At 38.9% G+C, this 25,623-nt stretch carries 22 protein-coding genes; 17 read left to right on the plus strand and 5 right to left on the minus strand.

The window, feature by feature from the left end:
* Position 1: 1 nt before the first annotated feature.
* Positions 2–955: a glycoside hydrolase family 130 protein gene (locus tag CALPO_RS0110910; RefSeq protein ID WP_245589945.1), complete on the minus strand. Its 954-nt coding sequence runs from the start codon at positions 953–955 to the stop codon at positions 2–4.
* Positions 956–1,132: 177 nt separating this feature from the next.
* Between CALPO_RS0110910 and trpS the strand changes: the two genes are divergently transcribed.
* The 5 genes from trpS to gltA all read left to right on the plus strand — a co-directional run bounded on the left by trpS (position 1,133) and on the right by gltA (position 6,253).
* Positions 1,133–2,107 (plus strand): tryptophan--tRNA ligase, encoded by a 975-nt coding sequence (trpS, locus tag CALPO_RS0110915; protein WP_026487355.1) that lies wholly within the window; start codon positions 1,133–1,135, stop codon positions 2,105–2,107.
* Between the two features lie 81 nt (positions 2,108–2,188).
* Positions 2,189–2,644: a hypothetical protein gene (locus CALPO_RS0110920; protein WP_026487356.1), complete on the plus strand. Its 456-nt coding sequence runs from the start codon at positions 2,189–2,191 to the stop codon at positions 2,642–2,644.
* A 242-nt stretch (positions 2,645–2,886) separates the two neighbouring features.
* On the plus strand, positions 2,887–3,927 hold the full coding sequence (locus tag CALPO_RS0110925) for a zinc-binding dehydrogenase (RefSeq protein WP_218915185.1): 1,041 nt from the start codon (positions 2,887–2,889) through the stop codon (positions 3,925–3,927).
* Between the two features lie 87 nt (positions 3,928–4,014).
* Entirely contained in the window at positions 4,015–4,869 is an 855-nt protein-coding gene (locus CALPO_RS13835) for a sulfide/dihydroorotate dehydrogenase-like FAD/NAD-binding protein (RefSeq protein WP_035172580.1), read from the plus strand.
* Positions 4,862–6,253, plus strand: coding sequence for an NADPH-dependent glutamate synthase (gltA, locus tag CALPO_RS0110940; protein ID WP_026487358.1), 1,392 nt, complete (start codon positions 4,862–4,864; stop codon positions 6,251–6,253). The genes CALPO_RS13835 and gltA overlap by 8 nt, the downstream gene beginning before the upstream one ends.
* 94 nt (positions 6,254–6,347) lie before the next feature.
* Here the strand turns inward: gltA and CALPO_RS0110945 are convergent, their stop codons facing one another.
* Positions 6,348–6,962: a hypothetical protein gene (locus tag CALPO_RS0110945; protein ID WP_026487359.1), complete on the minus strand. Its 615-nt coding sequence runs from the start codon at positions 6,960–6,962 to the stop codon at positions 6,348–6,350.
* Positions 6,963–7,523: 561 nt separating this feature from the next.
* Here CALPO_RS0110945 and CALPO_RS0110955 point away from each other — a divergent pair.
* Positions 7,524–8,705: a pyridoxal phosphate-dependent aminotransferase gene (locus tag CALPO_RS0110955; protein ID WP_026487360.1), complete on the plus strand. Its 1,182-nt coding sequence runs from the start codon at positions 7,524–7,526 to the stop codon at positions 8,703–8,705.
* Here CALPO_RS0110955 and CALPO_RS0110960 read toward each other — a convergent pair.
* On the minus strand, positions 8,698–9,129 hold the full coding sequence (locus tag CALPO_RS0110960; RefSeq protein ID WP_026487361.1) for a transcriptional regulator PerR: 432 nt from the start codon (positions 9,127–9,129) through the stop codon (positions 8,698–8,700). The two genes, CALPO_RS0110955 and CALPO_RS0110960, sit on opposite strands and share 8 nt — an antisense overlap.
* A gap of 139 nt (positions 9,130–9,268) precedes the next feature.
* Between CALPO_RS0110960 and CALPO_RS0110965 the strand changes: the two genes are divergently transcribed.
* The 3 genes from CALPO_RS0110965 to CALPO_RS0110975 all read left to right on the plus strand — a co-directional run bounded on the left by CALPO_RS0110965 (position 9,269) and on the right by CALPO_RS0110975 (position 13,710).
* Positions 9,269–10,099 (plus strand): Cof-type HAD-IIB family hydrolase, encoded by an 831-nt coding sequence (locus CALPO_RS0110965; RefSeq protein ID WP_026487362.1) that lies wholly within the window; start codon positions 9,269–9,271, stop codon positions 10,097–10,099.
* A gap of 13 nt (positions 10,100–10,112) precedes the next feature.
* Complete coding sequence (locus tag CALPO_RS0110970) at positions 10,113–11,252, plus strand: DUF362 domain-containing protein (RefSeq protein WP_026487363.1); 1,140 nt, start codon at positions 10,113–10,115, stop codon at positions 11,250–11,252.
* Positions 11,253–11,331: 79 nt separating this feature from the next.
* Positions 11,332–13,710 carry a sugar phosphate nucleotidyltransferase gene (locus CALPO_RS0110975; RefSeq protein ID WP_026487364.1) on the plus strand — a complete coding sequence of 793 codons (2,379 nt, stop codon included), beginning with the start codon at positions 11,332–11,334 and terminating at the stop codon, positions 13,708–13,710.
* 33 nt (positions 13,711–13,743) lie between these two features.
* Here CALPO_RS0110975 and CALPO_RS0110980 read toward each other — a convergent pair whose 3' ends face one another.
* Positions 13,744–14,862 (minus strand): glycosyltransferase, encoded by a 1,119-nt coding sequence (locus CALPO_RS0110980; RefSeq protein ID WP_026487365.1) that lies wholly within the window; start codon positions 14,860–14,862, stop codon positions 13,744–13,746.
* A 13-nt stretch (positions 14,863–14,875) separates the two neighbouring features.
* Positions 14,876–15,547, minus strand: coding sequence for a phosphocholine cytidylyltransferase family protein (locus CALPO_RS0110985; protein ID WP_026487366.1), 672 nt, complete (start codon positions 15,545–15,547; stop codon positions 14,876–14,878).
* A gap of 173 nt (positions 15,548–15,720) precedes the next feature.
* Here CALPO_RS0110985 and CALPO_RS0110990 point away from each other — a divergent pair, with 173 nt between their 5' ends.
* The 8 genes from CALPO_RS0110990 (at position 15,721) to CALPO_RS0111025 (ending at position 25,592) form a co-directional block, all read left to right on the plus strand.
* Positions 15,721–16,875: a glycosyltransferase gene (locus tag CALPO_RS0110990; RefSeq protein ID WP_026487367.1), complete on the plus strand. Its 1,155-nt coding sequence runs from the start codon at positions 15,721–15,723 to the stop codon at positions 16,873–16,875.
* A 7-nt stretch (positions 16,876–16,882) separates the two neighbouring features.
* Complete coding sequence (locus CALPO_RS15145; RefSeq protein ID WP_026487368.1) at positions 16,883–17,581, plus strand: CDP-glycerol glycerophosphotransferase family protein; 699 nt, start codon at positions 16,883–16,885, stop codon at positions 17,579–17,581.
* Between the two features lie 20 nt (positions 17,582–17,601).
* The gene (locus CALPO_RS15150) at positions 17,602–18,054 is read left to right on the plus strand and encodes a CDP-glycerol glycerophosphotransferase family protein (protein ID WP_281172782.1); all 453 of its coding nucleotides are present in this window, start codon (positions 17,602–17,604) and stop codon (positions 18,052–18,054) included.
* Positions 18,055–18,086: 32 nt separating this feature from the next.
* Positions 18,087–20,606, plus strand: a complete 2,520-nt coding sequence (locus CALPO_RS0111005; RefSeq protein ID WP_026487370.1) for a beta-mannosidase — start codon at positions 18,087–18,089, stop codon at positions 20,604–20,606.
* Positions 20,607–20,898: 292 nt separating this feature from the next.
* Positions 20,899–21,858: an ABC transporter permease gene (locus CALPO_RS0111010; protein WP_026487371.1), complete on the plus strand. Its 960-nt coding sequence runs from the start codon at positions 20,899–20,901 to the stop codon at positions 21,856–21,858.
* Positions 21,859–21,872: 14 nt separating this feature from the next.
* Positions 21,873–22,748: a carbohydrate ABC transporter permease gene (locus tag CALPO_RS0111015; protein ID WP_245589946.1), complete on the plus strand. Its 876-nt coding sequence runs from the start codon at positions 21,873–21,875 to the stop codon at positions 22,746–22,748.
* Positions 22,749–22,830: 82 nt separating this feature from the next.
* Positions 22,831–24,492, plus strand: coding sequence for an ABC transporter substrate-binding protein (locus CALPO_RS0111020; protein ID WP_026487373.1), 1,662 nt, complete (start codon positions 22,831–22,833; stop codon positions 24,490–24,492).
* Between the two features lie 92 nt (positions 24,493–24,584).
* Entirely contained in the window at positions 24,585–25,592 is a 1,008-nt protein-coding gene (locus CALPO_RS0111025) for an endo-1,4-beta-xylanase (protein WP_026487374.1), read from the plus strand.
* Positions 25,593–25,623 lie beyond the last annotated feature (31 nt).

Genomic DNA, 25,623 nt, shown 5'->3' on the forward strand with positions numbered 1-25,623 from the left:
ATTAGCTTTCTTTTTGCCCAGGACAGCTTTTTAGGTATTCCAGCACCTCTTTTATATTTGCTGTAGCTAATGCCACCACACTATCTGCTGCTCCATAGTAAATTCGCATTTCCCCTGTATTTTTGTCCACAATAGCGCCTGTGGGGAAGACAACCCCCGGGACATCTCCGATATATTCGTAACTAGTCCTGGGTCCAAATACCCATTCTTCGGAGCGGCGTATGACGCGCCTGGGATCTTCTAGATCCAGCAGTGCTAATCCCACCCTGTACAGGTTTCCAGCTGCGGTATTTCGGACGCCGTGGTATATGATAAGCCATCCCTCAGGAGTCTCTATGGGGGGTGGCCCCAATCCTACTCTAGTGGAATCCCAGGATCCCGTTCTTGAAGGTATAATCATTTGATGTTCGCCCCAGTACTTGAGGTCTGGAGAAAAAGAGATCCAGATATGCGCTTCTCCTCTTACAATAGGTCGATGTATTAAAGCAAAACGTCCTTTTATGAGTTTAGGGAAAAGAGATGCGTCTTTGTCTTCAGGGGGCAACAGGGCTCCATAACGCTTGAAAGTGATGAAATCTCTTGTAGTGGCCAGAGAGACCAGAGGACCGGTTTTAGAGAAAGAAACGTATGTTATTGCGTACACACCCAGATTTTCCAGCCATACTATTCTAGGATCCTCTACACCGTAATGCTCTTCATTGGATTGGTAGTTCGCTTCCAGTGTTGGCTTTTCATCGATGCGCCAGTCGGTTTTTCCGTCGCGGCTTCTGGCCAATGTAAAATGAGAATAACCTCTCATATCTTCTACCCTTACCATGAGCAATGTTTCTCCGTTGATTTCCACAGCGCCAGGGTTAAATACTGCATTTACAGGGTAGGGCCATTTTTGTCTGGTTAATATAGGATTGTTATGATACCGCCTGAAAAGCGAAGACGGGTCTATGTAACTGTTCACATACATCACCTTCCTTCAAGAGCTTTATACACGGATTTTCTGATCATAATTATAATCCCTAATTGCCAAAGTTTCCATATTTCATCTTCAGATATCTCCTTGATTTTCTGTGCTAATAATTTGTGATATAATAAAGCATATAATAATATTGACATGATGCTAAGGAGTTGAAGTGCGTTGGCAAGAGTTTTTTCAGGAGTACAACCTACGGGAGATATACATATAGGCAATTACCTTGGAGCATTAAAGCAATTTGTAGAATTGCAGGATCAACACGAGTGCTTTTTTTGCGTTGTGGACCTCCACGCCCTTACGGTGCCTCAAGATCCTACGGAGTTAAGAAAAAAAGTAATCCAGCTGGCGGGATTGTATTTAGCCGTTGGCTTGGATCCATCTAGGGTGACAATTTTTGTTCAATCCTATGTGCCAGCACATAGTGAACTGGCGTGGCTTTTGGAGTGCATGACGTACTTTGGAGAATTGAGCCGCATGACTCAGTTTAAAGATAAGAGCAAAGGCAAGGAGAATGTATCTGTAGGGCTTTTCACATATCCGGATCTTATGGCAGCAGATATATTGCTTTACGATACAAATTACGTGCCTGTAGGGGCTGATCAAAAGCAGCACCTTGAGCTTACCAGAGATGTAGCGCAGCGCTTTAACAACAGATACGGAGAGACCTTTGTAGTTCCTGAGCCCCTTATAGGGAAGGTAGGTGCCAGGATAATGTCGCTGACTAACCCCACTAAAAAGATGAGCAAAAGCGAAGAGGATGAAATGGGCCGCATATCCCTTTTAGATACACCCGATAAGGTTAAAAAGAAGATCATGAGAGCTGTAACCGATTCGGAAAACAGAATATACTTTGATCCTGAAAACAAGCCGGGGCTCAGCAACCTTATATCGCTTATGAGTGTACAGACAGGCCAGAGTGTGGATGAAGTGGTGGCACAGTACGATGGCAAAGGCTATGGCGTCCTTAAAAGAGATCTAGTTGATGTTACTGTAAGTACATTGAAAGGTATACAGGATAGGTATTACGCTTTATCTGAAGAAGAGATAAAGGCAGTATTGTCCGAAGGCGCTCAAAGGGCAAATGCTATTGCTGAAAAGACCTTGAGGCGTGTTCAAGAGAAGATGGGGTTAAGGTAAATTCAAGTGAGGACTTTGCAAAACTGATTTGTTGTAAGGTTGCAAAGTCCTTTGATTTTGCTTGTTAAAGGAGGAATTTTGTTGCAAAGCATTCGAAGGGGCTCTTATACGAGAAAGATTCTGTCGTTTAAGTACCGCAGGTTATTTAAAAAGGCATACAGATTGCTGGATATATCCCCGCTAAAGGGCGGTGGAGATTGCGGCCTTTTGTGCGGCAGAAAATGCTGTAAACCTATGGAGGGATTGGGGATATACCTTTTGCCCCATGAGCGAAATGCCTTATACAGCACAAAAGGCGTGTTCAGGTGGGAAAGAGAAAAGAGAGGTTACTTTCTCCAATGCGATGGCGTGTGTGATAGAAAAAATAGACCCATGCAGTGCAGGGTTTACCCTTTAATGCCCATTATAGGCCTTAACGGTCTGATGTTTATAAGAAATCCTATGGGTGGCTGTCCTATTGGCAAAAAGGATATAAACCCTGAATTTGTAAGGCGGTGTTTCAAGGCCTATAAGTTGATACTACAAAAGATATTATAGAAGATTGTGCATAATATGTCAGTAATTTGCGATATTCTTGTGTTTTATTAGTGAGTAGAGCTAATAAAAACTGGGTTTTTATGATTATACGCAGTATAGCAGATTATAAAATCGAGTTGTATAAATGTTACATTGACAATAAGTTGACATTATTTTATAATTAGATTATAAAAATTCATGCATACAATACACAGTATTCATAATTTAAAATACAAATATTGCTTATTAAAGGAGGAATAGAAATGGCAAAAATGAAAGCGGTAGTATTTCATGCTCCAGAAGATGTAAGGGTTGATGAAGTAGATAGACCAGAGATAGTAAAACCAACAGATGCAATTGTAAAGGTTACCACTTCTACTATTTGTGGAACAGATCTTCACATACTGCATGGAGAGTATCATGTAAAGCCGGGATTGATTATAGGCCACGAATTTGTGGGCGTTGTGGAACAAGTAGGTACACAGGTTACCAAATTTAAACCTGGTGATAGAGTAGCGGTATCTTGCATAACCCAATGTGGTACATGTTTTTACTGTAAAGAAGGAACATACGCTCACTGCGTAGATGGCGGATGGTTATTTGGAAATATCTTAGATGGTGCCCAGGCAGAATACGTAAGGGTTCCGTATGCTGATATAGGCATGCATCTGATTCCCGATGAATTGGAGGACGAAGACGTATTATTTGTAGGAGATATACTCTCTACAGCATATTTTGGCGTAGAAAATGCTCGCATAAAACCTGGTGATGTGGTAGCTATTGTTGGTGCAGGCCCCGTTGGTTTGTGCGCTATAGCGTCTGCAAAATTATTTGGCCCTTCAAGAATTGTAGCAGTAGGGAGAAAAAATTTTGGAAGGCTTGAAGCTGCTAGAGAACTGGGAGCTGATGAGGTAATTCTTTCAGCAAATGAAGACCCTGTACAGAGGATAAAAGAGCTGACTGATGGCAGAGGCGCTGACGTGGTAATAGAGTGTGTAGGCGGTACGTCCAGCTATGAAACCGCTATGAGCCTTGTCAGACCAGGTGGAAGAGTATCACTGGTGGGAGTATTTTCAAAGCCTGTTGAGTTACCGCTGGAAAAATTGTGGGATAAAAACATCACGTTATCATGGGGTTTGGTTAATGCAAACAGGATACCTGAACTTATACAGCTTATAAAAGGCAGAAAAATAAGTTTAAGGAGCCTTATTACTCATACTTTTCCGCTGGAGGATGCATTAAAAGCTTACGATGTATTTGATAAGAAAATAGATAATGCGCTGAAAGTAGTGTTAAAACCGTAAAATATCGTCAAAAAAATAATTATTGTATGCCTGGTGTACAACCAGGCATAATTCTGTTATCATATAAATGGAGGTGTAACGTGGATCGTGAACGAGATATTAGAAAAAAAGCAGTTAAATCCGACTGTGAAGTTAATGGTTATAAATTCTCCGCTTATGGCAAAAAAAGCAAAGCCGGGTCAATTTGTCATAGTGAGGGTTGACGAAAGTGGCGAACGTATCCCCCTTACCATAGCGGACTATGATGCCGATAAAGGCACTGTTACTATTATATTTCAAGAGGTAGGCATGAGTACCAAAGCATTAGGTAAATTAAATGTGGGCGATAGGTTACATGATTTTGTAGGCCCCCTTGGCGTGCCTGTAGAATTTTCCCCTGATGTTAAACGAGTTTTAGCTATAGGGGGCGGTGTTGGAGTCGCGCCATTATATCCCAAGGTAAAAATGCTCCATAAAAATGGAGTTAAAATAGATAGCATAATTGGAGGCAGGTCCTCTGAGTACGTAATACTGGAGGATGAAATGAGGGCGGTTAGCGATAATCTTTATATAACTACAGATGATGGCAGCAAAGGACATAAAGGTTTTGTTACAGATGTATTAAAAGAACTCCTTGCTAATGGCAACAAGTACGATGAGGTTATAGCGATAGGTCCGTTGGTCATGATGAAAATGGTCTGCCAGATTACCAAAGAGTACAATATACCGACAATGGTCAGCATGAACCCTATCATGGTGGACGGAACAGGTATGTGCGGAGGATGTAGGGTATCCGTTGGTGGCGAAGTAAAATTTGCATGTGTAGACGGTCCCGCTTTTGATGGCCATAAGGTGGATTTTGATGAGGCTATGAGAAGGCAGGCGATGTATAAGGATATGGAAAAAAAGGCGCTGGATGAGTATGAACACAGGTGCAAGTTAGGAGGAATTTTAAATGGCTAACATGTCCGCAAAAAAAGTGCTGATGCCTGAGCAGCAGCCTGATATAAGAAATAAAAACTTTAAGGAAGTTGCGCTAGGCTATGATGAGAAGATGGCTATAGAGGAAGCTGAAAGGTGCATCCAGTGTAAAAATCAGCCTTGTGTTAAAGGTTGTCCTGTACACGTTAAGATACCTGAATTTATAAAGCTGATAGCTCAAGGGGATTTTGAAGGGGCATATCAGAAGATAAGAGAAACCAACAGTTTGCCTGCCATATGTGGGAGGGTATGTCCGCAGGAGAGCCAGTGCGAATCTGTATGTACTAGAGGCAAGAGAGGAGAGCCTGTGGCCATAGGAAGGCTTGAGAGGTTTGCGGCGGATTGGCATATGAAAAATAGCGTGGATAAGGTCGAACTGCCAGCTAAAAATGGCAAAAAGGTAGCTGTAATAGGTTCAGGCCCTGCCGGGCTTACATGCGCGGGAGACCTCGCTAAGCTGGGATACGATGTAACCATCTTTGAGGCCCTTCATACCCCTGGCGGCGTTCTCATGTACGGCATCCCTGAGTTTAGATTGCCTAAGGTGATTGTGCAGAAGGAAATAGATTCGCTAAAAAGGATGGGCGTTAAAATAGAGACGAATATGGTGATAGGCAAGATACTCACCATTGACGACCTATTTGATATGGGATATGATGCGGTCTTTATTGGCACAGGTGCGGGTTTGCCCAAGTTTATGGGTATTCCAGGTGAAAATTTAAACGGCGTATATTCCGCCAATGAGTTTCTGACCAGGATTAATTTGATGAAAGCCTATGATTTCCCCAATCATCCCACGCCTGTTAAGGTTGGCAAAAAGGTTGTTGTTGTAGGTGGCGGCAATGTGGCTATGGACGCCGCTAGGTCCGCTAAGCGCATGGGAGCTGAAGAGGTATATATTGTGTACAGGCGTTCTGAAAAGGAAATGCCAGCGAGATTAGAAGAGATACAACATGCAAAAGAAGAAGGGATTGTCTTTAAGCTTTTAACAAACCCTGTGAGAATAATAGGTGACGAAAATGGTTATGTAAAAGGTATAGAGTGTGTAAACATGGTTTTAGGTGAGCCTGACGAATCAGGTAGGAGAAAGCCTATACCTGAAAAAGGTTCAGAGCATGTAATGGATGTAGAGACGGTCATTATAGCGATAGGTCAGAGCCCCAATCCTCTTATCACATCTACCACAGAGGGCCTTGAAAAGCAAAGTTGGGGTGGGATAATCGTCAATGAGAAAACCATGGAAACCAGCCGCAAAGGCGTATATGCCGGCGGTGACGCTGTAACAGGCGCTGCCACTGTTATATTGGCCATGGGTGCGGGTAAAAAAGCAGCTGTTGCGATACACGAATATCTAAACAATAAGTGATAAAAAGGAGCCTTAGGGCTCAAAAGGAGTAAGAATCCATCGCTTTTGACAAAACAAACCCCACTTTTTACGTAATAGAAAGTGGGGTTTGTCGTCAATCTGAGCTAATCACTTTAAATTCTTTAAGCATATTGTCAAATCTTACTCCATGTCCTTCTGTTGCTTCTATAAAGAGCTGTTGTTTTATTACAAATGTGCCTCCTTTTTTATTATCAACAAGGTAATATTTAACTACTGTATCATTCCATTTTAGACCGCTACGAGCATATATAAATATTGCCCTTATAGGTTGTTCAATGATGCCTTTATTTTCGACGTTTTCAAAACGGGATCTTAATTCATTTTCTATCTGTGTGGCCATCTCTTGGGGAGATTTATCTTTAATTTGTTGGATTTCCATGTATACTTCTGGGTATCTGTCATCCAACTTTATCTTTGGAATGATTTTGTCCTTCCCGTCTTGTTTTATCAATTTATAGTTGTTTTCATCTATATATATTACATATCCATTGCTCTCATTAAGATTTACTTTGGTATCTTCTTTTTGACCTTCTATATCCTGTACTATAACCTTTTGAGGAACAAATATATCTTTAATCTTGGAAACTGCTGCTTTTCCTGCGTTTGTACCAATAGCAAAAGCAATTATAAGAGCGGCTGCTGTTAATCCTATCTTGGCAAATATAGATTTTCTTTTATTTATACTCATAGATTTAACCTCCATTTTAGATTGAATATTAATCCCATATATCTTTTTTAAGCCGTAGTGATGTATCCGTCTCCTTTAAAAGATTCTCGGATTTTTTTATCGAGCATTTTTTCATCCATTTTTAATCCTCCTTTCTTTCATGTGTAATAAGGTTTTTTGTGATCAAAAAAAATGATATTGCTATAAACCCTTATAAAGGTTTCCTGTACAGCATCTCTTAAATACCTCCTTGTTGTTTGCTACATAAAATACCCTTCAAAAACTAAAAAAGTTTTCATTTTTTAGAGTAAAATTATAACTGACAAATAAATAAGGCTACCCACCTTGTTAGGGTAGCCTAGTGGATAATCATTTGGTACATTTAATATTAATTGTTCGCAAAAATTACATATATGGCGGTGACTATACTCAATAATAGTTTACATATAAATACTGCAAATTTCAAGACCTTATAACAAGAAGTTTATCATGTTTTTATTCGCTAAAAAACTCAATAGTAGAACAAATCCAAAATATAATGTATAATTATCTATAAATCTGAGAGGTCAGGAGGGGATATGTTTGGATTACGATAAATACGTTGCACAACGGGCTAAATCCATCGAGATTTCCACGATAAGGTATTTTTTTAATATGGTTAATGAAGTAGAAGGGGCTATATCGCTGTGCATAGGAGAACCTGATTTTACCACACCTCAACACATTGATGAAGCTGCTAAGAGAGCCCTCGACGAGGGCAAGACGTTTTATACTCCTAACGCTGGGCTTCTTGAGTTGAGACAAGAAATATCCAGGTACCTCAAACAGCGCTTTGATGTGGCGTATAAACCGGAATCGGAGATAATAGTGACCATTGGAGCCAGCCAAGCTATAGATGTGGCGATTCGCACTCTTGTGGAAAATGGCGATGAGGTGCTCATTCCACAACCTTCATTTGTAGCTTATAAGCCCTGCGTTATCCTGGCAGGAGGTATACCCGTTTTCGTTCCTACATATCTGGAAGATGACTTTGTCCTTAGACCGGATGTGTTAGAAAGGTATATAACAGATAGAACTAAAGTCTTGATTTTACCTTATCCTAATAATCCTACTGGGGCGATTATGACAAGAAAACAGCTGGAGGACATTGCTGCGGTGGTCAAGCGCCATGATCTCATTGTGGTATCGGATGAGATATACAGCGAGCTCACTTATGGTACAGATCATACCTGCTTTGCCAGTATAGAGGATATGTGGGAACGCACTGTGACGATAAACGGCTTTTCAAAAACGTACGCTATGACAGGGTGGAGGTTGGGATACATAGCAGCGCCTGAGGGATTAACCAGGCAGATGTTAAAAGTTCATCAGTACAATGTGACGTGCGCTGCCACTGTAAGCCAGTATGCTGCATTGGAGGCGTTGCGAAACGGAGAGGGCGATGTAAAAAGCATGTTGGCTGAGTACGACAGGAGAAGAAAATACCTTTTAAATAGCTTGATGGATATGGGGTTTGAGTGTTTTGAGCCAAAGGGAGCTTTTTATGTATTTCCGTCTATTAGAAAAACCGGGCTTACCTCTGAAGAGTTTGCCACAAGGCTTTTACACGAGGCAAAAGTCGCTGTTGTGCCTGGTAGCGCTTTTGGGGAAAATGGGCAAGGGTGCGTGAGGATGGCATATGCTACATCTATGGAAGACCTTGAGGAAGCAGTAAAGAGGATAAAAGCGTTTATGGATAAATTAAAGAAGGATACCGTCAGCTGACGGTATCCTTCCCTTTGCATTGAGGACAGTAGCCATAAAAGTAGAGTTTTTGGCTTTTGATGTCGTAATCAGATACCTTATTTACCTTCTCTATCAATTCTTCGAAATTCATTTCATCTACGTCATCCACTCTATGGCATTTATAACATATTACGTGGGGATGAGGCGCCACATTAGCGTCATATCTAAAGCTTCCCTCTCCCACGTTGAGTTCCTGCACTAGATTTAATTTTTTCAATATGTCTATAGTTTTATAAACAGTAGCAAGGCTCATAGTGGGAAAGTCGTCCTTCAAGCTGTTATAAATCATGTCGATGCTGGGATGGCTTTTAGTGCTTTTTAACATGCCATATATTGCTAATCTTTGTGGTGTGACCTTAAATCCTTTTTCTTTTAATATAGTGGATAAATCTTCTTTTACCATATAAACCTTCCTTTAATAATAATTATCTAAAAACAATAACACTACGCCGTTAATATTATATGCGAGAAGCTGATTTTTGTCAATTGACCGCTTTAATTTTTTATTTTAGAATTAAATGTAAAAGGAGAGAGGTGTTGAGATGAAGTACAAGATGATAGCAATGGATATGGATGGTACTTTTTTAAACAGCCAGAGCATGCCTACGGAAGAAAATATAGAGGCATTAAAAAAGGCTAAGCGAAGCGGCGTGGTAATAACTTTTGCTTCAGGGAGGATATACCCAGCCATAAAGGAATACGTCAGATTGTTTGGCGATGACGTGCCTGTAATAGCGTGTAATGGAGCTATTGTATACAGGTCAGCTGGACAAGAAGCCATATATAAAGCTTATATGCCTTACGAGGAGATGGTTAAGCTTTTAGAAATATCCAGAGAATATAATCTCTATTATCACTTTTTTACAGAGGATAAGCTGTTTACGGTAGAACTGAAATACGGGTCACTTTTGTATAAAAAGTGGAATGATAGGCTTCCGCCCCAAGAGAAGATAATGATAGAAGTAATAGATAACCCTTACGACGTGCTGAATAGGTATAAAAATAGCCTGGTTAAATTTGTGGTCAGCGATGACAATACAGATTTTTTAGACAATGTGGTCAAAAAGAAAATTGAAGAAAGCGGCGATTTTGAGGTGACCAAGTCAGCCAAGAACAATCTAGAGATCATGGTAAAGGGGGTAAGTAAAGGAAGGGGCCTTGAGATTTTATCGGATTATCTGGCTATACCTAGAAGTCAGATAATTGCTGTCGGCGATAGCTTAAATGATGTATCTATGATCAGGTATGCTGGGCTGGGAGTGGCGATGGGGAATGCCGATGAAAGGGTTATGCCATGGGCTGATTATGTAGCTCCAACCAATGATGAAAGCGGCATAGCTCATGTGGTGGAAAAATTTTTATTAAATTGTTAGGAGAAGCGTGCGTATGACAAAGGTATCTATTGTAAAATGTGAAAGTTATGACCAAAACGTGGTGGAACAGGCCATAGCTCAGGCCTTAGAGCACCTGGGCGGAGTAGAAAAATTCGTAAAAAAAGGAGATAAGGTGTTTTTAAAAGTAAATCTATTAAAGAAAAACAAGCCGGATGACGCTGTAACCACACATCCTGCAGTGGTGGAAGCGGTGGTAAAGCTGGTTCAGAAATTAGGTGCAATACCTGTGATTGGCAATAGCCCTGGCGGTCCTTTTACCGAAAGGGCACTTCGCGCCGTGTACAGGATAACGGGTATGGCAGAGGTTGCGCATAGGACAGGGGCTTTGTTGAATTATGATACCACCGAGATCACGGAGAAAGTTTACTGCGGTAAAGTCATAAAACAGGTCACGCTTATGAAGGCTATCAGAGACTGCAATGTGGTAATATCTTTGCCAAAGTTTAAAACCCATGGCATGACTGTATTTACCGGTGGAGTAAAAAATTTATTTGGCGTGGTACCTGGTTTAGTCAAAGCAGGGTACCATTTGAACATGCCTGATGTCAGAGATTTTTCAGAGGCTTTGGTGGACCTGTGCTTGCATGTAAATCCTGCATTGACGATAATGGATGCCGTGGTAGGTATGGAGGGAAATGGCCCTTCTGCCGGAAGACCTCGAAACATAGGTCTGATTTTGGCTTCTTCTGACCCATTTGCGCTGGATACTGTAGCTACATCGATAATTGGATTGGGTCCCGACCAGGTTCCAACGGTAGCAAAAGCCAGCGATAGGGGATTGGGACTAAAAAAAGACATAGAGGTTATGGGATGTCCTGTGGAAAAAGTTTTAATAAAGGATTTCGACGTGCCAGCTCTGAGGACCTTTGCGTTAACCAGTAAACTTCCTCCTCTTGTTGTCAAGTATTTGGACAATTATGTAAAGCCAAGACCCAGATTCATTTATGAAGTTTGTAAAGGATGTGGCGTATGTGCGGCCAATTGCCCCCCAGGTGCTCTATCTATGCAGGACAAAAAACCCCACGTGGACTTGGAAAAGTGCATAAGGTGTTTTTGCTGCCAGGAATTATGTCCTTATAAAGCTGTTGAGATAAAACAGCCTTTTATATCCAGGTTTATGTTTAGATATTGAAAAAATAACCCTTAGGGGTTATTTTTTTGTATAAAAAAGGCAAAAGATCAAATAATAAAATTAGAGAGGAGGGCGCGTAGTGAAAGCAGCGATTATGGCAGGAGGTGTTGGCAGCAGATTAAGGCCGTTGACTTGCAATATCCCCAAGCCCATGGTGTCTGTAGCCAACAGGCCTGTTATGGAATACACTGTAGAATTGTTGAAAAAGTACGGTATCAGGGATATGTGCGCTACACTCCAGTATTTACCTAATAAGATAAAAGAACATTTTGGCGATGGCAGTCGTTTTGGGGTCAACATTCGATACTATATCGAAGACCAGCCATTGGGGACGGCGGGAAGTGTTAAAAACGCAGAAGATTTCCTGGATGAAACCTTTGTCGTGATAAGCGGTGATGTATTAACAAATTTTGAGCTTGACAAAGCGTTAGAATATCACAAAAGCAAAAATTCACTGGTCACTATTGTTCTCACAAGGGTACCTGTTCCTCTTGAATACGGCGTTGTTGTAACCGATGAAAACGGCAGGATTATTAGGTTTCTTGAAAAACCGTCGTGGAGCGAAGTGTTCAGCGATACTGTGAATACGGGAATATATATCTTGGAACCAGAAGTCTTAAATTATATAGAGAAAGGGCGCGTGTTTGATTTTAGTAAAGACCTTTTTCCGTTGTTGTTGCAGCAAGGCAAGCCTGTATATGGATATATCGCTGATGGGTACTGGTGTGATATAGGTAATATACAGCAGTATATGGGTTGTCACCGGGATATACTGATGGGATCGGTGCAGGTGAATTTAAAGGAAAAGGCTTGGAGACCAGGGGTATGGATGGGCGATAATGTTAAAATAGGGGAAGGTTCTGTGATAAGCGACTACGTTATTATAGGAGACAATGTCAGGATAGGCAAAAACGTATTGATAGACAGCGGAACGGTTATCGGAGACGATGTGGTAATTGAGGATAACACCACCGTGAAAAAGGCCGTGGTGTGGAGCAATTCGTATATTGGCAGGAATTGTGAGATAAGGGCTTCTTTGCTTTGCCACAGGGTTCAATTAAAAGACAAGACATGTGCATTTGAGCACAGCGTTATTGGTGACGACACTTTAGTCAAAGAAGGCAGTATAATAAAACCCGGTATAAAGATATGGCCACAAAAGGTGATTGAACAAGAGAGCGTGGTGTTTAGCGATGTTGTATGGGGCAGTCAATATAAGAAAAATTTATTTGGGTACGATGGCATAGCGGGACAGGTCAACATCGATATAACTCCTGAATTTTGTGCCAGATTAGGCAGCGCATTACCTTGTGTTTTGAAAGACCACATAGGCGTAAGCTGTGATGACTTCGTGCAGTCGCAGATGTTGAAAAAAGCGTTGATATCCGGTCTGATGTCTACGGGTGTTCGCGTTTACGATTTTGGGACAATGATATTGCCTATGATGCGCTCAGCGGTGAGAGACTATGGATTAAATGGAGCTGTGCATATAAAGCGCGTAAATGATGATAAAACATCGGTTATTGATATACTGGACAGCAAGGGGTGCAACATAGATAAAGATAAAGAGAGAAAATTAGAAAATGCCTTAAACCAAGGGGATTTTAAAAGGTGCGGATCTGAAGATATAAAAAATGTAGATGTGATACCGGCTTATGACAGAATATATATGGTTAAGCTGTTAAATGCCATTGATGCCAGCAGTTTGCGAAGAAGACATTTTACAGTAAGCTTTGAAACCTCATCTGAATATATGAGAAGGCTGCTTGCCGGTATGTTAAATTATTGTGGTTGCATTGTAAGTGATAATGGCGAGATTAATTTTTATATCGACAGTAACGGGGAAATTCTAGGGCTAAAGGGCCCTGATGGCAAAGTGCTTTCTGAAGAGACGATGATAGCTTTGAGATCTTACCTTGCCCTTCAAGGCCCAGGCACTGAACCGATAGTTATTCCTGTAAATAGCCCTGACGCTATATGCGAAATGGTTAAATCGAAAAACAGGGAAGTGATATATACAAAAACGGCGTTGCAGGATTGGATGGGTAAACTCAGGGATAATGAAACTGATATCAAAGGTATTACGCAATTTGACCTTAGGTTTGACGCCGTAAGCTTTTTATTAAAGTTAATGGAGACAATAGCTAAGGAAGGCATTACGCTGGCAGAATTGCTTACAAAGTTACCTGCATTTTATTTTGACAAAAAAACTGTGTATTGTAGCTGGGATGCCAAAGGGCGTGTAATGCGCAGCCTTTTGGAAGAAATCCACGGCGATGAGGAGATAGAAGGGGTAAAGATAAGGCATGATAAAGGCTGGGCAATGGTTTTGCCAGACCCTGACCGACCCGCGTGCAAGGTGTACGCTCAGGGTTATACCGAAGAATACGCCAGAGAACTTACGGATATGTATGTACAAAAGATAAAATCGCTGGACAGCGATAAAAAGAAAGAATAAACTCAAAGTTCTCAAAAATGGTGAACTTTGAGTTTATTCTTTGAGGACACTTAAGTATACCTCCTCTGTTTTTCTTATCATCTCTTTTACGGAAAATCGTTCAACGCTCTTTTTACCGTTTAGAGCCAGATTAGCCGCTAATTGTTGGTTGTCCAGCAGTAGCAAGATTTTTTCAGCTAGTAGTGTCGGATTAGCTGGAGGTATGAGCAATCCCGTTTCATTGTTGATTATCATTTCACTGGGGCCTCCCGCGTTTGTAGATATTACCGGCTTTTGATGCCACATAGCCTCGATGATAACCAACGATTGCCCTTCAATCAAAGATGTGACGCATATTATATCAGAGGCTATATATATGTTATCGATGTCGCTGCGATATCCTGTAAAATGAACGCGATCATGTAAACCTAGATTATTTACCTGTTTTACCAACGAATCTTTCAATGGGCCTTCTCCTACTATCAGAAAATGTACGTCGCTTCTCTTTTTTGCAATAAACCATGCGGCTTCGATAAAGTATCTGTGTCCTTTGACTGACTGAAGCCTTGCCACAGTGGTTACTATTTTTTGCATTGGATCAATGTTTAGCTCTTTTAATACCTCTTCTCTCGTTTTGGTGGCTATTCGAGAAGAAAAATCTATACCGTTGTAAATTGTCACAATTTTCTTATCGCTTATACCCATCTTGATTAAATCATTTTTAAGAGCGTCTGAGACAGTAATGACTTTGGTGGAAATAGGCGATGTGGCCAGCGTCATGTATTTGGCTACCATGGCTTCCAGTTTGCTGTCATAGTCATTCATTATAAAACTGTGGAAAGTAGTGACAACAGGCTTGCGAGCTAAAAAAGCAGCGATCCGCGCCATCGTATTGGCCCTTACACCATGGGTGTGCACGATGTCTAAATTGTTTTCCAGAATGTAATTTTTCAAAGGTTTTATCGTGGAAAAATCGAATTTATGTTTCATTGGGATCACTATGGCATTTATACCTCTTTTAACAGCCTCATCGTACATTGGGCCTTTGCACAGGCAAATGAGATAAGGTTCAAAGGTTGACTTATCTATGTATTCAAATATCGTTAAAACATGCATTTCAGCCCCGCCTAGCTCGCTTCCGCCTATGATGTGTAATACCTTGATTTTCTTCATATTATTCACCTTGTTATTTTTTAAACAGATCTATAGCGTTGGAAAGATCTTCTTTAAAGTCGATCTCTATGCACCTGTTTTCACCTATATCTATAGCCTTAAATTTTTTACCGCCGTTTATCATTATTTCAATAGCTCTTTCAAAATAATCGTCGGCATTACATTTTAGTAAAGCTTGTTTAAATTCATCTATATCTTCCTTTGTGATTTTGTTTATCCCAACCGCTTCGCCTTCGGCTTCTTTTACTTTTTTGGAAATCTCTGTAATAAAGCCATTTTTATCTGTTTTATACTTTACTTCTTCCTCAGCGCATCTTGATGTGTTGACGGCAACTGCGTTTCCTTGGTGAGATATAAGCAGTTTTATGATATTTCCATCAAATACCGTGTCGCCGTTTAACCATATTACGTCATCGTAGAGGTCCTTGATTCCTTCTAAAAGGCTTTTTGACGTGTTTGTCACGGAATACAGAGGGTTGTATTTATATAAAATCTCAGGATAAAATTCCATTATAAGTTCTTTTTTGAATCCCACTACTGCTATTATTTCGTTTATGCCGTTTTCTTTTAATAACCTTATTTGCCTACCTATTATTGTCTCATCGTTATTGATTTGGGTTAGACATTTGGGCAGTTTTCTACCCAACCTCGAGCCAATGCCAGCAGCTAGTATTACACCTTTCATCTAAGTAACATCCTTTCCCGTTAATTTTTTTATATGTGTATCCTTTCATTATTATAACCTTTGTCTGCCTTATTTCCAAGCTTTTTTAGATTTTTGTTTATAATAACTTGACATTGTTTCGGTTATGTCACATAATCTTATTATAAACATGGTAATAGCGGAGGGCATAGGGAATGGATATAGTTTGCTTTTCAGCAGTTAATTGGGATCCAATAATGACCAGGATACAGCATTTAATGAAAAGGTTTCCGAAAGGCAACAGGGTATTTTTCTTTGAGCCGCCTTCAACTTTAATTTCTCCTTTAAAGGATAGGGAACGATTAGAGGATTTATACATTTGGATTAAAAATCCGAAGAAGAAATTAGATAACAATATTTACATATTAAAGTTGCCTCCGGTGTTTCCTTTTTATAATAAAAATAGGATTGTAAATAGAATCAACAGTTTTTTTTTAGCGGTTTACTTAAATATTATTTTTAAAAGGTTTAATGTACAAAAGCCTCTTTTTTGGATGTACCTCCCTAACAATGTAGATTTATTAAAATACGTTAAATACTCGTATTTGGTGTACGACTGCGTGGACAAGCATTCTGAATTCAGTGGGTTAATAAATAAAGAACTGGTGGAGCAGTACGAAAGGGAGTTGTGCGAAAAAAGTAATGTGGTTTTTGCTACGGCTGAAACTTTGTATGAAAGTGTTAAATCGTACAACCCAAATACGTATTTAATACCTAATGGAGCGGATTTTGATTTGTTTAATTCTGCGTACACACAGAATTTAGAAAAACCGGAGGAATTTTTAAATATAAAAGGCAGGGTATTGGGGTACGTTGGTGTTATTAGAGATTGGGTGGACATTGATTTGATAGATTATATTGCCAGCAGACGAGAAGATTGGAGTATAGTGCTTATAGGCCCTGTGGGCAATGACGTGGACATTACCAGGCTTAGGAGTAAGCAAAATGTGCATTTTTTAGGTGCGAGAAAGCAGCAAGAGCTGCCCAGGTATATTAAGTATTTTGATGTATGCCTTAACGTGTTTAAAGTCAATGAGTTGACTAAAAATGTAAGTCCTCTTAAATTGTATGAATATATGGCAACGGGAAAACCTATAGTGTCCACCAGGATGCCGCACGTACAAAATTATACTGATGTAGTTTATATCGCCGATGATTATGAGGATTTTATAAAGAAATGCGAAATAGCTATGGGCGAAGATAAGAGCGTTGTGGAAAAGAGGATTGAATGTGCAAAACAGGCTTCATGGGACAACCGCATGAAGGATATAATGGCGATAATAGAGAAGGAGTTTGCGCTGGGGAGGTGAAATTGACATGCTGGGCAAGGTTAACTACTATGCTAAAAGGCTGCTCATAAGAGTAATGAATATATGTAAGTTTCTCGTAAGAACAGAAAAAGGGAAAATAGTGCTGATGGACTATACTCCTTTTAGTGGATCTAATTCGTGGGCGTTATATGATTACATAAAAAATGAGGTAGGTTATAAAAATGTAGAAATTGTGAGGAACAGTGAATTAGAGGGTGGAAGCGTATTAAAATACATTAAGGCCATTTTAAATCTATTGAGGGCAGAGGTTCTTTTGACGACCCATGATTTGCCTGTATGTAAGAAATCCCAGTTGTTGATACAGATGTGGCATGGCATTCCTTTAAAAGCGATGGGGCTGTTAGACAAGACAATATCGGCAAAGGACAAAAAATACGCTATAAATAGTTTTAATAGATATAATTATATTGTATCTTCTTCCACTTTTTACAACACGTTAATGAATGCTTGTACTGGCAACTGCAAAGGCAACTACATTTTAACAGGTTTTCCTAGAAATGATTATTTATATGCACCGGGCAAGTTGAGAGCTTTGTATCCTGAGGTAAATTTTGAGGGTAAAAAGATTGTTTTGTTTGTTCCCACGTTTAGATTGGGCTACATGAACAGAAGAGAGGGTATTGAAAGGGAGAAAAATATTTTTGGCTTTGATACATTTGATGTAAATAGTTTTTTAATTTTTTAAAGAGTAATAATATAATTTTTATTGCAAAGTTACATCCTTTTGAAGAAAGCTATTATTCAAAGCTTTATGAAAATAATGGTAGCAATAATTTTATATTTTTGTCTTCAAGCCATTTGTTTGACAAAGAGATTGATCTATACGAAATCCTGCCTGATGTAGACGTTTTAATAACCGATTATTCAAGTATCTATTTTGATTTTTTGTTATTGGATAGACCAATAGTTTTCATAAATAATGATATTAAAGAATATATAAACGCCAGGGGATTGTTGCTAAACCCCTATGATTTTTGGACACCCGGCTTTAAAGTGGATACGCAACGCGATTTAGAGGAAAAGTTGATGTTGTCTATTAACCACCCGGATTATTATAAAAAGGAGAGAGAAACTGTAAAGAGTATTATGTTTGAAGTAGAAAATAATAAGTCAAGAGAAAAAATATGGGAAATTATTAAGAGCAAAAAATTTTATTAAATTTAAAATATACGAAAGAGAGGTATTTATTAATGGTAAAGTTGTTTTTAAATGGAGCTTGGAAAGTCAATTATATGCCTTATGGCTCCTCTATAGGTGAAATATTGGAAGACGACTTTGTGCCGGAAGGATGGTTGGATGCATTTGTTCCTGAGGATATTCACACCACGTTAAAAAGAGCTGGGATAATAAAAGGACATTATTTTGGCAAAGACGTGAAAGAAGAGCAATGGATAGAGGAAAATGACTGGGTATATTATAAGGAATTTTATGTGGGTGATGACTTTAAAAAGGATAAAGTGTATTTAAAATTTGATGGTTTGGATACTTTATGCGATATATATTTAAATCGCGTCAAAATAGGCCATTGCGAGAACATGTTTGTGGGATTTAGCTTCGATGTGACGGATAAATTGCGTTATGGACGGCGCAATGTGCTGGTGGTTCGCTTTTACTCACCGGTGAAGTATGTAGAAAATAGAAGCGTATATGGGCTTTTTTCCACTACTTCCTATGATAGGTTGTTTGCTAGAAAAGCGCAAATGAATTATTCCTGGGATTTTTGCGGCAGGTGTGTTTCTTTAGGTATATGGAAAGGCGTTTATTTAGAAGCGTATGACCACAATTACATTGACAGCTATTACATTTATACTCAAAAGATAGATAATGGCGATGCTCAATTAGGTTTAGAAGTGGATTTAAAAAGCGAAATAGAATCATTAAATAATTATAGCCTTTGTGTTAAAATCGAGAAAGATGGTTACCAAGTTTATGAGTATACAGGTAAGTACGAAGATTTCAAGAAATTAGGGATAGAAATTAAAAATGCCCAGCTATGGTGGCCGCGACCTTATGGTGAGCCCAATTTATATGATTTTCAGCTGGACCTTTTAAGAGATGGTACTGTCGTAGACAGCAAAAGGCAAAAGTTGGGGATAAGGACTGTAGAAATCATACAGGAGCCTCAGGAGGATGGAATATCGTTTATTTTTCAGGTAAACGGCAAGCGCCTGTTTGTAAGGGGTGCCAACTGGGTACCTATAAATGTGGTTTACACTGATATAACTGATGAAGAATATGAGCGCTATATATCCTATGCCGTGCAGGGCAATATAAGCATGTTAAGGGTATGGGGCGGTGGCATTTATGAAAACGAAAAGTTCTTTGAACTGTGTGACAGGGAAGGTATAATGGTATTCCACGATTTTATGTTAGCCTGTGGCGTGTATCCTCAGGATGAGGAGTTCCTGTCCAATGTTTATCAAGAAGCCGTATATAACATTTTGAGGTTGAGAAATTATACATCGTTGGTTTTGTGGAGCGGAAATAACGAAAATGACGAAGCTTATGGATGGGGAATGATGACCTATGGCTTTTTTAATGATAAAATCAGCAGAGAAGTGATAAAAAAGGCTGTGGAAAAATACGATCCCCATAGATATTATTTGCCCAGCTCTCCTTGCAGTCCTTTTGTGGACGCTAAAGGCGGAGACAATCCCAAATCGCCGTATCAGGGGGATATGCATATTTACATTACTTCCATGGATCCTAAGGCCGTCATGTATTACAAAAAGATAAAGACTTTTAGGCCGCGGTTTATGAGTGAATTCGGTTTTATATGTTTGCCAGAAAAGGACACGTTCTATAAATTTAACTTTTTGAAAAAAGAACTTGATATAGAGCATATTTTATCTTCTGTACCTGAAGCTGACAGATATATAAAAAGCGGTAGCGACTTTGACGAAATGATATACCGTACACAGCTGTATTGCTCTTATGGTTTAAAATATTGGATTGAGTACTTTAGGACATTAAAATGGACATGCGCAGGGTGCCTTTACTGGAAATTTAACGACCCTGTGGCGGATAACAATGAGGGCATGCTTTATCCCACGTTGATGGCTACAGTGGATTTTTACAAGATGCCCAAGATGACTTACTATTACACTAAAAGGGCTTTTGAGGACGTTATATTGGTATGTGATGAGATAGAAGGAGGATATGATATTTACTCTTGCAGTGAATTAGATGAGGACATTGAAGGGGAGTTAAAAGTTTTACATATGGACTTTGAAGGAAATGTCATTGATAAGAAGGTGATGAATTGCACGATAAGCAAAGACAGCGCTAAAAAATTGTGTACACTGAGGTTGGACAGTCTAAATATTAAAGATAAGTACAATGAGTATATAAAAGTAGTGTTTGAATCAGGAAACAGGGTAATAGAAAACAGATACTTCTTCGTTGACATTTACGAGTTTTATAAACTCAAGTTTAAGCAAGCGAATTTGAGTATTTTAGATTGTCGTAGAGAAGGCGACGAAATTTATATAACGCTTAAAACAGACAGGTATGCAAGAAACATAAGATTAAATGTTTTGGACGTGGATTTGAGGTACGAAGATAATTATTTCGATTTGGACGCGGGAACTGAAAAGACTTTAAAGTTGAAAATGAAGGGGTGTAATGACGCTAGCGCCTTGTTAAGTAAATTGTTATACATAGAGGGAGAAAACGTAAAAAGGATTACTTATCCTTTATGGAAAAGTTGAAAAGACCGAGTTTTATTCGGTCTTTTTTATGTTAAGAGAAGAAAAACGGCGAAAAAGCAAGAGATCGTGAGAAAAATTCTGAAAAAAAAAACGGCAAATATTCAGTGAAATTGAATAAATTTGACCAAATTTGGACTTTGAAAACATTTTTATAGAGAGTTAAAATGAAGGTGTAGACTTAATAAAGTTTTTTTAAAAAGGTGTGAATTGATATAAAATGAAAGGGGGGTAAGCTGTATAGGATTATGTGATGTGTTTACCAAGACAAATCTGATAAGAAAGAGGGAATCAGATGAAAGCAGAGGTATATAACGCTATAAGGCCGAGGAGCATGAGATACGTTATACTAAGAAAAAATTTAACCGCTGTTAAAAAGGATTGGCAGCTGTATAGTCTTTTAATATTGCCATTGATTTACTATGTGATTTTCAGGTATATTCCGATGTTTGGAAACGTTATAGCTTTTAGAAAATTTTATCCTGGGGGGCCTGTCTATGGTACAGAGTGGGTGGGCTTAAGATATTTTAAAATGTTTTGGACTGATCCGACGTTTTGGCAAGTGTTTAAAAACACCATAATACTGAGCGTAGAGTATCTGGTATTCAGTTTCCCATTTCCCATTGTATTTGCTTTATTGTTAAATGAACTGCGAAACCAGTTATTTAAAAGATTTGTGCAAACCGTTTCATATTTGCCTCACTTTCTATCTATGGTGATCGTAGCAGGTATGATAATGGAGATACTTTCTCCTTCTACGGGCGTTGTAAATATGGTTCTCAAACATTTGACGGGAAAAACTATAAATTTTTTAGCTGAACCTCAGTGGTTTAGGACCATTTACATAGTATCAGGTATATGGCAACAAATGGGGTGGAATGCAATAATATATTTGGCTGCATTAGCTAACATTAATCCAGAATTGTATGAGGCCGCGATAATTGATGGAGCAAATAGATGGCAGCAGACCCTTCACGTAACGATACCTGGCATTATGCCTACTATAATGATACTTTTGATTTTAAGTATAGGCGGGCTTATGTCGGTTGGTTTTGAAAAGATCTTGTTACTTTATAATCCTCTTACTTATTCTACGGCGGATGTTATATCGACATACCTTTATAGGATGGGATTGGAATCAAATAATTTCAGTTATGCGACTGCTATAGGGTTATTTGAGTCGGTAATAGGATTAATATTGTTGAGTACAGCTAATTATATTTCTAGACGATTCGCAGATATGAGTTTGTGGTAAAGGGAGGTTAGGCTGTGATAGGTGTTTCTAAGCAATATAGGGTATTTCAAGTGGTGAACGTGTTAGTAATGCTTTTAGTGGTTGTTGTTACGCTGTATCCGTTCTTATACTTGGTGGCGGAGTCGTTGAGCAGTGAAAAATTTGTATACGCAGGCCAGGTTACGTTACTTCCCAAAGGATTTACATTGAGGACGTACCAAGTACTTACAAGGGAAATTTACTTCTGGTTAGGTTATAAAAACACCATTATATATACCATTATAGGTACGTTTGTGTCGTTATTTTTGTCAACCATTTTGGCTTATCCTCTTTCAAAAAAACGTTTGAAAGGGAGAGGGATTATCCTAGGCTTTATAGTCTTTACGATGTTTTTTAGCGGGGGGTTAATACCCACTTACTTGCTTGTTAATGCGCTGGGAATGCGCAACACTATATGGGCGGTGGTCTTACCGGGAGCAATAAGCACTTATAACGTCATAATAATGAAGACGTTTTTTGAAGGTATTCCTGCCGAACTGGAAGAAGCGGCAGCGGTAGATGGTATGGATACATATGGAATATTGATTCACATTGTTCTTCCTCTTTCAATGCCGATAATGGCTACGATGGCACTTTTTTACGCAGTAGGAATGTGGAATAGCTGGTTTGGACCTTTTATTTACCTGGATAAAAAAGAGCTATTTCCTGTGTCGCTGTATCTGAGGAATGTAATTGCTGGTGCGCAGCAGACGGCTGTAAGCAGCGGTTCTGATGTGAACGATATAACACAGATCGCAGCGACAGTAAAAGCCGCCAGTATGGTATTGACCGCTTTGCCAATATTGTGCGTATATCCTTTTTTGCAGAAATATTTCGTAAAAGGCGTTATGATTGGATCGCTGAAAGGTTAGGGTTCATTGAACTGCGAGGAGGTGGTTATTAGGAATTGTAATAAAAATATGAACTAAAATAACTTTAAAAAGGAGGATTATTATGGGCAAAAAAATAAAAACATTGATAGTGATGGTTTTAGTTGTAACCCTGCTATCTGCTTTATTTACAGGGTGTAGCAAAAAGAGCACATCGACTGCGTCAAAGAATCAGCAATCTGCTGAGGAGGCAAAGCAAGCGACAAATCCTAAGGACCCAAATAATGAGCATTTCAGGTCTGATAAACCTCTTGAATTTACTATGCTGTTTAACGATAATCCAGCCTATCCGTATAAATCAAATTGGCTATTATGGAAAGCGATTAAAGACAAAACTAATGTTACCTTGAAAGTTACGGTAGTGCCTATGAGCGATTATGCGCAAAAACGAAGCCTTTTGATAAGCACAGGTAAAGCACCTGAGATTATACCTAAAACCTATCCAGGTGAAGAGGTACCTTTTATTCCATCAGGTGCTATACTGCCTATAAGCGATTACGTAAACGAGATGCCGAATTTCTCAAGACAGGTCAAGGAGTGGAATCTGCAGGACGAAATAAATACGTTAAAGCAGAAAAATGGTAAATTTTACGTTTTGCCAGGCTTACATGAAATATTCGTCCCAGATTATTCTTTGGCTATCAGACAAGATATATTTGAAAAAAACAATATACCCGTACCTAATACATGGGATGAATTGTATGATGCATTGAGGAAATTAAAACAAATATATCCAAATGTTATTCCGTTTTCAGATAGATGGCAAGGAAAAGCTTTATTAAGTATAGTGGCTCCTACATTCGGTGTTGCTGGAGGATGGGGAGCTGGAAGTGGTTTGTATTATTATAAAGATAAAGATGAATTTGGCTTTTATCCTATTACAGAAGATTATAAAAATATGTTAGCGTATTTTAATAAACTTGTTAAAGAAGGGTTATTTGATCCTGAAAGTTTTACACAATCTGATGATCAAGCAATACAAAAGTTTGTTACAGGGAAATCTTTTGTGATAACTACGAATTCTCAAGAATTGCTTAATTTGAGACAAAGGATGGATGAGACTTTAGGCAAGGGTAAATACAAAGTGATAAAAATAATACCACCTGCAGGACCAAAAGGAGCAGTTTTAGCGGGAAGTCGCCTTGAAAATGGTATAATGATTTCATCTAACGCATTAAAAGATCCTAACTTTCACCAGATGCTGAAATTTATAGATTGGCTGTGGTACAGTAAAGAGGGGCAAACTTTAACTAAATGGGGTGTGGAAGGAACAACGTATAAAGTCGTTAATGGAAAGATAGAATTAATGCCTGATGTCACAGCCGGTTTTTTAGGATTAAATCCTAATGGTACAAAAGATTTAAGAAAAGATTTTGGGTTTGGCAGTGGTGTATTTATGTTAATGTACGGCGGACCTAAAGAGTTAGCATATTCTTATATGACGGACGAAGATAGAAAATTTACAGAAGAGGTAAATAAGACCAGGGAACTACTTCCTCCGGCACCACCTATTTTGTATGATGAAAGTCAGAGAGAGCGGGCTAATATGATAAGCCAGCCATTAATGGATTATGTTCAGCAGATGACGTTGAAATTTATAATGGGTCAGGCATCACTGGATAAGGATTGGGATAAATTTGTGCAGCAGTGCAAGGCCAAGGGCAGTGACGAACTTACAAAGCTTGCAAATCAAGTCTACAACAGCACTAAAGATCAACTTAAATAACCGGATTCTATATGATTTTACTATTGGGTGGCTTTGCGCCACCCAATGGTGTAATATAACGATATAGTAAACAATAAGGGGTGAATTTGCTTTTGAATAATGGTATAAAAAGCCTTAAAGAAATTTACAGAGATTATTTTCCTATAGGCGCCGCTGTGGCGGTAGAAGATTTGTGCGATGAAGGGCAAAAAAATTTGCTTTTAGAGCATTTTAACAGTCTAACCGCCGAAAATGCCATGAAGTTTGAAAGGATACACCCGGAGGAAAAAAACTTTGTTTTTGAAAACAGCGATAAAATAGTAGAATTTGCGATAAAAAACAATATGAAAATAAGAGGGCACACTTTCGTATGGCATAATCAGACACCAGATTGGGTTTTTAAAGACAATTCGGGAAATAGAGTTTCCAGGGAATTACTAATTGAAAGATTGCGGTTACACATAAATGCTCTTTGCGAGCACTACAGAGGTAAGGTATACGCGTGGGATGTGGTAAATGAAGCGGTAGAAGATAAAGAAGATCATCTGTTTAGGGAATCTGAATGGTACCAGATTATTGGCGAGGAATACATTGAGTTAGCATTCAGGATAGCAAGAGAGGCGGACCCTTATGCTCAGCTATACTATAATGACTATAATAACGAAAAGCCGTATAAGTTGGAAAAGACTTATAAATTGTTAAAAGAGTTGCTTGATAAAGGAACCCCTATTGACGGAATTGGTATTCAGGGACACTGGGATATACACGATAGTGAGTTGTTTGATAATTTAAAAAGGGCAATAGAGTTATATGCGTCGTTGGGAATTAAAATCCAGATAACAGAGCTGGATGTATCGATGTTTGCGTTTAATGACCATAGGCGCGATATAGTAGCGCCCTCTAGAGAAATGCTTGAGGTTCAGGCTCAGGTCTATAAAAAGCTTTTTGAAATATTCAGGTCTTATAAAGATGTAATTACCTCGGTTACCTTTTGGGGAATTAGCGATAAACACACATGGAAAGATAACTTTCCCGTTAAAAACAGGAAAGATTGGCCGTTGTTATTTGATGAAGAGCAAAAACCTAAACCCGCTTTTTTTAGTGTGACGGACTTTAACTAAATTTCAGTAAAAAAAGGGGGCGTCAATGAAA

Origin of the sequence: Caldanaerobius polysaccharolyticus DSM 13641 (genome assembly GCF_000427425.1) — a bacterium.
Classification (GTDB): Bacteria; Bacillota; Thermoanaerobacteria; order Thermoanaerobacterales; family Caldanaerobiaceae; genus Caldanaerobius; species Caldanaerobius polysaccharolyticus.